The 9,746-nt window shown below is 52.0% G+C and carries 8 protein-coding genes and 1 pseudogene; all 9 read right to left on the reverse strand.

Features of this window, described 5'->3' with window-relative positions; translation table 11 throughout:
- Positions 1-911, reverse strand: a 911-nt coding sequence (argJ, locus tag CPT76_RS24840) for a bifunctional ornithine acetyltransferase/N-acetylglutamate synthase (protein ID WP_258168782.1), incomplete at its 3' end; no start/stop codon positions are given.
- 17 nt (positions 912-928) lie between these two features.
- Positions 929-1,993, reverse strand: coding sequence for an N-acetyl-gamma-glutamyl-phosphate reductase (argC, locus tag CPT76_RS24845; protein ID WP_105444827.1), 1,065 nt, complete (start codon positions 1,991-1,993; stop codon positions 929-931).
- Positions 1,994-2,419: 426 nt separating this feature from the next.
- Positions 2,420-3,308, reverse strand: a pseudogene (locus tag CPT76_RS24850) (YitT family protein).
- A gap of 127 nt (positions 3,309-3,435) precedes the next feature.
- Positions 3,436-4,549 (reverse strand): peptide chain release factor 2 gene (gene prfB, locus CPT76_RS24855; protein WP_105444828.1). Its coding sequence is split into 2 segments (ribosomal slippage): positions 3,436-4,476 and positions 4,478-4,549, totalling 1,113 coding nucleotides; the frame shifts between segments, so codons are not numbered across the junction.
- Positions 4,550-4,734: 185 nt separating this feature from the next.
- Positions 4,735-7,242, reverse strand: coding sequence for a preprotein translocase subunit SecA (gene secA / locus CPT76_RS24860; protein ID WP_105444829.1), 2,508 nt, complete (start codon positions 7,240-7,242; stop codon positions 4,735-4,737).
- 446 nt (positions 7,243-7,688) lie between these two features.
- On the reverse strand, positions 7,689-8,267 hold the full coding sequence (gene hpf, locus CPT76_RS24865) for a ribosome hibernation-promoting factor, HPF/YfiA family (RefSeq protein ID WP_105444830.1): 579 nt from the start codon (positions 8,265-8,267) through the stop codon (positions 7,689-7,691).
- 284 nt (positions 8,268-8,551) lie between these two features.
- Entirely contained in the window at positions 8,552-8,749 is a 198-nt protein-coding gene (locus CPT76_RS24870) for a cold shock domain-containing protein (RefSeq protein WP_105444831.1), read from the reverse strand.
- Between the two features lie 219 nt (positions 8,750-8,968).
- Positions 8,969-9,166, reverse strand: coding sequence for a cold shock domain-containing protein (locus CPT76_RS24875; RefSeq protein ID WP_105444832.1), 198 nt, complete (start codon positions 9,164-9,166; stop codon positions 8,969-8,971).
- 208 nt (positions 9,167-9,374) lie between these two features.
- On the reverse strand, positions 9,375-9,746 hold a 372-nt coding region (locus CPT76_RS37765), incomplete at its 5' end, for a hypothetical protein (protein WP_181153027.1).

Below are 9,746 nucleotides of genomic sequence, written 5' to 3' on the forward strand. Positions count from 1 at the left end.
TCGCCCGTGCCGACCAGGTCGCTGACCGCGCCGGTGACGCTGACTTCGACCAGCTTCGTCGCACCTTCGCCGTCCCGCGCAATCGCCTGGGCCAAGCTCCGGCACACATACGTAAACCCTTCGGCAAACGGCTCCCAGTCCGGATGCGCCGGCGTCAGCACTTCGTTCCCTGCCAGCCCGCTGGCCATGGCGATCAGCATGTCGTTCGTGCTCGTGTCGCCGTCCACCGTAATCATGTTGAACGTCACATCCGTCGCCTGCCGCATCAGCTGCTGCAGTGCTTCCTGGTCAATGGCCGCGTCCGTCGTCATAAAAGCGAGCATCGTCGCCATGTTCGGATGAATCATCCCCGAACCCTTCGCGGCGCCGCCAATCGTCACCTCTTTGCCGTTCACCAACACCGATACGCAGGCTTCTTTTTTCACCAGGTCCGTGGTGAGGATCGCCTGCGAGAAGTCCTCCGCGCCCGAATTGGCGCTGCTGAGCCGCGGCGGCAGCGATTCGATGCCCGCGTTCACGCGGTCCATCTTGAGCAGCTCGCCGATCACGCCCGTGGACGCGACAGCCACGTCCTGCTCCGCCACGCCGAGGTGGCGGGCTGCGGCCGCCCGCATGTCATAGGCATCGGCTTCGCCCTGCTGCCCGGTGCACGCGTTGGCGTTGCCGCTGTTCACGATCACAGCCTGCAGCGTGCCGTTCTGCAAGCTCTCGCGCGTCACCTTCAGCGGTGCCGCTTGAAACACATTCGTGGTGTACACGGCCGCAGCCACGGCCGGCACCTCGCACAGGATCGCGCCAAGGTCATGGCGATCCGTCTTCTTGAGTCCGCAGTGCACGCCTCCAGCCGAAAAACCTTTCGGCGTGACGATCGATCCATCCTTCACCTGCGTAAACGTCGTTAATTGTCCCATGTCTATGTTCATCCCGCTTACGGATACACCGGAGTATAGCCGAGTCCGAGATTCTCCTCCCATCCCATCATCAGATTCAGGTTCTGTATCGCCTGGCCTGCCGCACCTTTGACGATATTGTCAATGACCGAAATAATGGTGACCCGGCCCGTCCGCGGATCCGCCGCAAAACCGATATCGCAATAATTGGAGCCCAGCACTTCCTTCGTCGCCGGCCAAATGCCCGTGTCGCGCACGCGCACGAACGGCCGTCCTTGGTAATACTGCCGGTACAGCTCCACAAAATCCTCGTCATTATATACGCCGTTCAAGTTTGCATACATCGTGCTCATAATGCCCCGGGTCATCGGCACCAGCTGGGTCGTAAACGTCACGGTCACCTGCTCGCCCGCCACTTGGCTTAGCACCTGTTCGATTTCCGGGATATGCTGATGCTTATTCACTTTATAAGCTTTGAAATTTTCATTAATTTCTGCAAAATGGGTCGTTAAGCTCGTTCCGCGTCCCGAACCCGATACGCCTGACTTGGCATCGATGATAATGCTGTTCGGGTTGATCCAGCCGGCGCTGATGGCCGGAACCAGACCGAGCAGGGTAGCCGTCGGGTAACAGCCGGGATTGGAAATAAAGTCCTTGCCGGCGACTTCTTCCCCAAACAGCTCGCACAAACCGAAAACGGCTTGGTCCAAATAAGCCGCATCCGGGGCGGTGTGCTTATACCATTTTTCGTACGTGGCGCCGTCCTTGATCCGGAAATCCCCGGACAAATCAATGACCTTAAGCCCCTCTTCCAGCAAGCCCGGCACCAGTTTGGAGCTCACACCCGAAGGGGTAGCCGTAAAGACGACATCCGCCTTGGCGGCGATTTCCTTCGGATCGGTACCGTCCAAATTTTGCACGATAATATCTGTTAAATGCGGAAAACCTTCCGAAATCGGCGTTCCCGCGCTCGATGATGAAATCACTGACGTAATGACTGCTTTGGGATGCCCCTGCAGCAGCCGGATCAGCTCAACCCCGCCGTAGCCGGTCGAACCGACGATCGCAATCCTTACCTTCTCCCCAGTACCGTGTTCTCCCATTCCCCGCGTTCCCCTCTCTACTGCCGCTTCTGTATAAATCATGAATAATTATGTATTATTATACGACCGCTTTTATATAAATACAACACTTTGGAACGAATTTCCCTTATCCTGTAAGGGCTTTTCCACTCCCGCCTCCTATGGTCCGAGCCATGAACCTTTCTATCTCCAAGAAAAAAGACCCTGTTCAAGGTCCGACCAGATTCATTCCTATGAAGTGATCCATGCGTTGCTCCCAAACCGCCCTTGTGATGTATGATGGTCGTTTATTTTTTGGTACCGGTAACGATTCGGACGGGCGGGAACATCTAACCATTCCCTCCGACCTTTTCGTAATGAAAAAGAGGCTGCCCAGCCACGCATGGATAACTGTTCGCCTCTTTTTGTTGTTCATTATTAAACTATGATGGATGGTAAGAAAAATGCTCAGCTGCCCTGCAGCTTAAAGCCCTCACCCAGCACCTCATGCGCATTGCTGATGATAACAAAAGCCTCCGGATCCACCGACTGCACCAGCGTCTTCAGCCGCGTCGTTTCACTCTGGCCGATGACGACCATCAGCACGGTCCGGTCCGTTCCGGTATAGCCGCCGGTGGCGTTCAGCTTGGTGCAGCCGCGGTCCAGGTCCTTCAGCACCGCCGCCGTTATCGGCTCGATATGGTCCGAGATGATATAAGCCACCTTCGAGTAGTTGAAACCTAGCTCAATGGCGTCGATCACTTTACCGGTGACATACAGTCCCACCAGCGCGTACAGCGCCTTCTCCAGCGACAACGTGCAGGCAGCCAAAACAATGACCGATCCGTCCAGGATCACGACGCACAGGGAAAAGCTGAGTCCGCTGTATTTCTGGATAATCTGGGCCAGCGTCGTTAGTCCGCCGGTGGAGCCCCGTCCCCGGTACACAATCCCGATGCCGAGACCGACCGCGATCCCGCCGTAAATCGAAGCGAGCAGCGGGTTGCTCGTCGGCAGCGGCCAGTCCTTCGTCAGATAGACGAACAAAGGCAGCACCACGCTGCCCAGCAGCGAGCGGATGCCGTAATTTTTTCCGAGCAGCAGGATGCCTAGGATAAACAACGGGATGTTGAGGGCCCACTGGGTAAAAGCTGGCTCCATGCCAAACCAGGCTTCGGTCAATACGGAAATCCCGGATACCCCGCCGGAAGCGATCCCGTTCGGCAGGAAAAACAAATTAAATCCTAAAAGCGATAATAAAGGAACCGACAATGATGAGCAGCGTGTCCACCACATGGCGCCGGGGTCCGCTCATAGGCAGCGATGCCTTTCTGCGGTTCGATGACTTCTGAGACATGAACAATTTTCTCTCCTTACCTAAAATATAAATCGGCCATCTAGCAGCCAAGCCTTCCAGAATGCTAAAATCAGTCCATTACACCAAAAAATTCCTACACGAATAGCGTGTAGGAATTCACTTGGTTTTATTCGGTTTCCACCTTAATTTGGCTGCGCAAATAACCGTCAATGAAAGGATCCAGGTCCCCGTCCATGACAGCGCCGACATTGCCGGTTTCCACTGAGGTACGGTGGTCCTTTACCATACTATAGGGATGAAACACGTAGGAGCGAATCTGGCTGCCCCAGGCAATATCCGACTGTTCCCCTCGGATTTCATCCAGCTGTTTTCGCTGCTCTTCAAGTTTGCGTTCGTACAGCTTCGATCGAAGCATCGTCATCGCGCGCTCCCGGTTTTTGATCTGCGAGCGTTCGTTCTGACAGGTCACGACCACACCCGTCGGGATGTGGGTAATCCGTACCGCGGAGTCCGTCGTGTTAATGTGCTGACCACCGGCGCCGCTGGCCCGGTACGTATCGATCTTGAGATCCTCTGTCCGGATCTCCACATCGACGTCCTCGGTAATCTCCGGCACGACATCGCAGGAGACGAACGACGTATGGCGGCGTCCCGACGAGTCGAACGGCGAGATGCGCACCAGACGGTGCACGCCCTTCTCGGCTTTCAGATAGCCGTAAGCGTTAAAGCCTTTGATCAGCAGCGTAACGCTCTTGATCCCGGCCTCGTCACCCGGCAGATAGTCCAAAGTTTCGACTTTGAAGCCGTGCTTCTCTGCCCAGCGGGTGTACATCCGCAGCAGCATCTGTCCCCAATCCTGGGACTCGGTGCCGCCGGCACCCGGATGCAGTTCGAGAATAGCGTTCATTTTATCGTAAGGCTGGTTCAGCAGCAGCTTGAGTTCAAAATCGTCCAGCTTCTTGGTTAACGACCCCACCGCTTCCGCGATTTCGGCGGCCAGCGATTCGTCGCCTTCCTCGTCGGCCAGCTCCGCCATCATGGAGGCGTCGTCGTATTCCTGCTGCAGCTTCTCATACTCGTCAACCGATGACTTCACCGCGTTCATTTCTGCGATGACCGATTGAGCCTTTTCGTTGTCATCCCAAAAGTCGGGAGCTGACATTTTCTCTTCGAAGTTCGAGATCATTTCCTGCTTCAGATCTAAGTCAAAGAGACCCCCTAAGATTGGTGAGTTTCGTTGCGATTTCCCGCAAGTCGTGCTTAACGCTTGGATCTAACATGATTTACTCTTCACCTCTTTATCGACATAAACTCCCTTAAGCGGAAAGACCCTTCGGCCGCCCTCCTCTTCAGAGCAGCGCCCGCTTTGGGTCTCCCGATTTAAGGGAGTTTTGGCTCCGCTTCTTAGGGTTGCCTAAGAAACGGCTGTTGTATGAATCATTGTACCATTTACGTCTATATTATCTTATGCTTCTTGACCGTGGCAGTGTTTGTATTTCTTGCCGCTGCCACAAGGGCACAAATCGTTGCGTCCGATCTGTTCGCCGACTTGCACCGGCTTCTTCTCGGTCGGCTCGCCATTTGTGGAAACCTTGCTCTCTTCCACGACCGCCTGGCGCTCCTGGTTCGCTTCGATATGGGCCTTCATCACGTACATGGCCACTTCCTCCTGGATGCTGGCCGTCATCGTGTTGAACATCTCGAAGCCCTCGAATTGGTATTCGCGAAGCGGATCCGTACCGCCGTATGCACGGAGGTGGATACCTTGACGGAGCTGATCCATCGCGTCGATGTGGTCCATCCACTTGCTGTCGACGGAGCGGAGTACGATTACTTTCTCGAACTCACGTACCAGCTCGGAACCGATCCGTTCTTCGCGTTCGTCGTACTTCTTCTTCACCTTATCGAAGATGAACTCTTCAATCTCCTCAACCTCTTTGCCCCACAGATCGTCGCGGGTAATCGAACCTTCGTCGAGGAGCTTGCTGTTCACGTAATCAGCCACTTCCTGAAGTTCCCAGTTTTCTGGAATATCGTCGGAGCAGTGCACCTCAACCGCACGGTCAATGACCGGCTTGATCATCTCCATCACGATATCCTTGATGTTGTCGGATTCCATAATTTCGCGGCGCTGCTTGTAGATGATTTCCCGCTGCTGGTTCATGACGTCGTCGTATTGGAGGACGACCTTCCGCAGGTCGAAGTTGTTGCCTTCGACGCGTTTTTGCGCGGATTCGACCGCACGGGTAATCATCTTGCTCTCAATCGGCTGGTCTTCCTCGAAACCGAGGCGTTCCATCATGTTCAGCACGTTGTCGGCGCCGAAACGCTTCATGAGCTCATCACCCAGCGACAGGTAGAACTGCGTCGAGCCCGGGTCGCCCTGGCGTCCGGCACGGCCACGAAGCTGGTTATCGATCCGGCGGGATTCGTGGCGCTCCGTACCAATGATATGCAGACCGCCCACATCAGCCACACCTTCACCCAGCAAAATATCGGTACCCCGTCCGGCCATGTTGGTGGCGATCGTTACCGTACCCGGCTGACCGGCGCGGGAGATAATGTCCGCTTCTTCGGCATGGTACTTGGCGTTCAGCACCTGGTGCTTGATGCCCTTACGCTTCAGCATTTCCGAAATGAGCTCGGAGTTCTCGATGGATACCGTACCAACCAGCACCGGCTGGTTCTTTTTGTGGCGCTCCACGATCTCGTCGACAACGGCCTTGAACTTGCCATTCACGCTCTTGTACACGATGTCCGGCATGTCGTTCCGTTGGTTTGGTTTGTTTGTCGGTACCTGGATAACTTCCAGGCCGTAAATTTTCTTAAATTCTTCTTCCTCCGTCTTCGCCGTACCAGTCATGCCGGCCAGCTTGCGGTACATCCGGAAGTAGTTCTGGAAGGTAATCGTCGCGAGCGTCATGCTCTCGTTCTGCACCTCGATGCCTTCCTTCGCTTCGATTGCCTGGTGCAGTCCGTCGCTGTAACGGCGTCCGGCCATCAGGCGGCCCGTAAACTCGTCGACGATCACCACTTCGTCCTCCGTTACGACGTAGTCGACGTCGCGGCGCATAATGACGTTCGCCTTCAGCGCCTGCACGATGTGGTGGTTCAGCGTAATATGGCTGTGGTCATACAGGTTTTCGATGCCAAAAGCGCGTTCCGCTTTAGCCACACCCTTTTCCGTCAGAGCAACGGATTTGACCTTGATATCAACCGTATAGTCCTCTTCCTTCTGCAGCTGCTTCACAAAGCGGTCCGCTACGTAATACAGCTCCGTCGACTTTTGGGCTTGTCCTGAGATGATCAGCGGCGTACGCGCCTCATCGATCAGAATCGAGTCCACTTCGTCAATCGTACAGAAGTACAGCGGGCGCTGCACCATTTGTTCCTTATACAGCACCATGTTGTCACGCAGGTAGTCGAAACCGAACTCGTTGTTCGTACCGTACGTAATATCACAGGCATATGCCACTTGTTTATCCGCATGGTCCATGCCGCTCAGGTTCACCCCGACGGTCATGCCCAGGAATTCGTAAATTTGTCCCATTTCCGCGCTGTCCCGCTGAGCGAGATAGTCGTTGACGGTGACCACGTGCACACCTTTGCCGAGCAGGGCGTTCAGGTATACCGGCAGGGTACCTACCAGCGTCTTCCCTTCACCGGTCTTCATTTCGGCGATCTTGCCTTCGTGCAGCGTCATGCCGCCAACCAGCTGAACGTCGTAATGACGCTTACCGAGCACGCGCTTGGATGCTTCGCGTACGGTGGCAAACGCTTCAGGCAGGAGATCATCGAGGGTTTCACCCTTCTCCAGACGCGCACGGAACTCCGCTGTTTTCCCTTTCAGCTGCTCATCGGAAAGGTTGACGAATTCCGGCTCTAATTTGTTGATCTGATCAACCGTCTTCATCAGACGCTTGACCTCACGATCGTTGACGTCACCGAAGATTTTTTTGACTATACCTAGCATGGTTAACCCCTTTCGCGCAAAACAATTGTTAGAATCAACTTCAGTTATTTCAGGGTTATGTTCAAATGAAATAGATTCTTCATGAACCAATTCACACAGACATCGGCTGAACGATATGGATTCAGAAAGAATCGATTCATACAGGAGTATTGAAGATCTGCTGCTTGTTGAAATTGATCCGGGCAGAATCGGCTTCATACAGACAAAATGCACTGCTTGAAGTTCATTCCAATCGTGTTCAAACCGGTAATTAGAATAAAAACGGGTTTGCATAAATTGTAACAGTTTGTAAGAGATGCCGCAACAACTTACAGCCCTTACAAACGGCCTCTATTTATATACGCACGAAGAGCCCCATCCGTTGCAGGACAAGGGCTCTTTTTTTGCTCGAAACTCAATCAATATTTACATAATCATGAAAATTGTTACAACGGACCATCAATTTGTTAATACGCGCGACCTTCATTTTGCTCGATCAAACCGTATTTTCCATCATTCCGTTTGTAAACGACATTCACTTCCTGAGTATCAATGTTCGAAAAAACAAAGAAATTATGTCCGACCATGTTCATCTGCAAAATGGCTTCTTCCACGTCCATCGGCTTCAGGGTGAAGCGCTTCGTGCGGACCACTTCCAGATCGTCGTGCTCTTCCTCCGTCATCGTCGGCAGCAGGCCGGTACCGGTCGCTGCTTCTTCCGTGAACAGCATCTTCAGGCTTCCTTCCTGGCGGAACTTTCGGTTGAGCTTGGTCTTGTGCTTGCGGATTTGACGTTCCAGCTTGTCCACGACGGCATCAATGGACGCATACATGTCATCGCTGCGGTCTTCGGCCCGGAGCATCACTCCAGGGAGCGGAATCGTTACCTCCACACTGTGCAAACCTCTAGTAACTCCAAGTGTCACATTTCCATCTGAGGCGGGGGGTGCATCGAAATACTTCTCAAGCCTGCTGAGCTTCTTGTCGACATAGTCCTTCAAAGCGTCAGTAACCTCGATTTGTTGACCTCGAATAGCTAAATTCATAGGGCACTCCTCCTTTGCAGTTCCATTATATCACAATTGTTAACGCTAAGTAAAAAGGCGTTTTCGGGCGGCTGTCCGCCAAATGAAAGCCCTTTACTCACCCCCGCTGTCCGCCTAAAGCAGGGTAAAATTCCTTAACCACACAGGAGGAAATGAAACAGGTTCGATCGTGGTAAAATCCGCCGGAACACAAAGAAAGACCCTGGAGATCCAGGGTCTTATCGCTACCGTTCTTCAATTACTTAACCATCGAACCGTATATGTAGGTCGGCCTTGCCGGATGATTATAATTTCGTTACGTTAGCTGCTTGCGGTCCACGAGCGCCTTCGACGATGTCGAATTCAACGTCTTGACCTTCTTCCAAAGTCTTGAAGCCATCAGATTGGATTGCAGAGAAGTGTACGAATACGTCGCCACCTTCAGCAGTCTCGATGAAGCCATAACCTTTTTCTGCGTTGAACCATTTAACTTTACCTTGCATGCACTAACATTCCCTTCGTCGTCAAATAAAGTGTGACTTACGCCCACATTCCTGAATATACCACCCAAACTTGTCCATTGTCAATTGGAATGGAAAGGGTTTAATGTATAAAATTCCATATCGATTTACATTTATGTGATTTATAAAGAAGGAATTTCGCAGTATTATCATCTGTTTTTCTTCGTTTCATAAATTCATGTGTAAACCGATTTATAAAAACTATAACTTAGTTACATTAGCTGCTTGAGGTCCACGAGCACCTTCGACGATATCAAATTCAACGTCTTGCCCCTCATCCAATGTCTTAAAACCGTCTGTTTGAATTGCGGAGAAATGAACAAATACGTCGCCGCCGTCAGCCGTCTCAATAAAACCATATCCTTTTTCTGCGTTAAACCATTTCACTTTACCTTGCATGCGTTAACATTCCCTTCGTCATCAAATAATATGAGAGTCCAATATATCTCTGAAACTATTACTGAGGAGAGAGGTCAATAATCTCTCCCTTCTACACCATAACTAGTTCAGTTTGTTCAGAGATATCCGAAACACCACATAATATATTTATCTTTTAACCCAATAATTCCTTTAATGAAACAAAATAAGTTTCATACTGTATGATTTATTATGTTTCTGTAGTTGGTACAACCGTTACCTCTTTCTCTACTGTCTTACTGACACGACCTTCATTATCCGTTACGACGATTTGGACCACATACGTTGCCGGATCGTTCCAGTTGATATCTACATAGTCCATATCTCCACCTACACCGTGAAGACCCTGGTTTACTAATGTAGCCAGCTTGGTTCCTGCCGCGATCTGATCCGAGTAGGTCGAGTCTTCTTTCCCACCGGTAGAATAGTTATTATGGGTTTCTACATCCCATAGGTATCCATCCCACAGTTTGTTCTTAACTAGATTCGAATCACTGATCGTGTTATGGATCGGTATTAGCTTGCCATCGGCATCTTTCGTAAAGTAGCTGATCTGTACATC

Origin of the sequence: Paenibacillus sp. AR247 (assembly GCF_002968895.1) — a bacterium.
Taxonomy (GTDB): Bacteria; Bacillota; Bacilli; order Paenibacillales; family Paenibacillaceae; genus Paenibacillus_AQ; species Paenibacillus_AQ favisporus.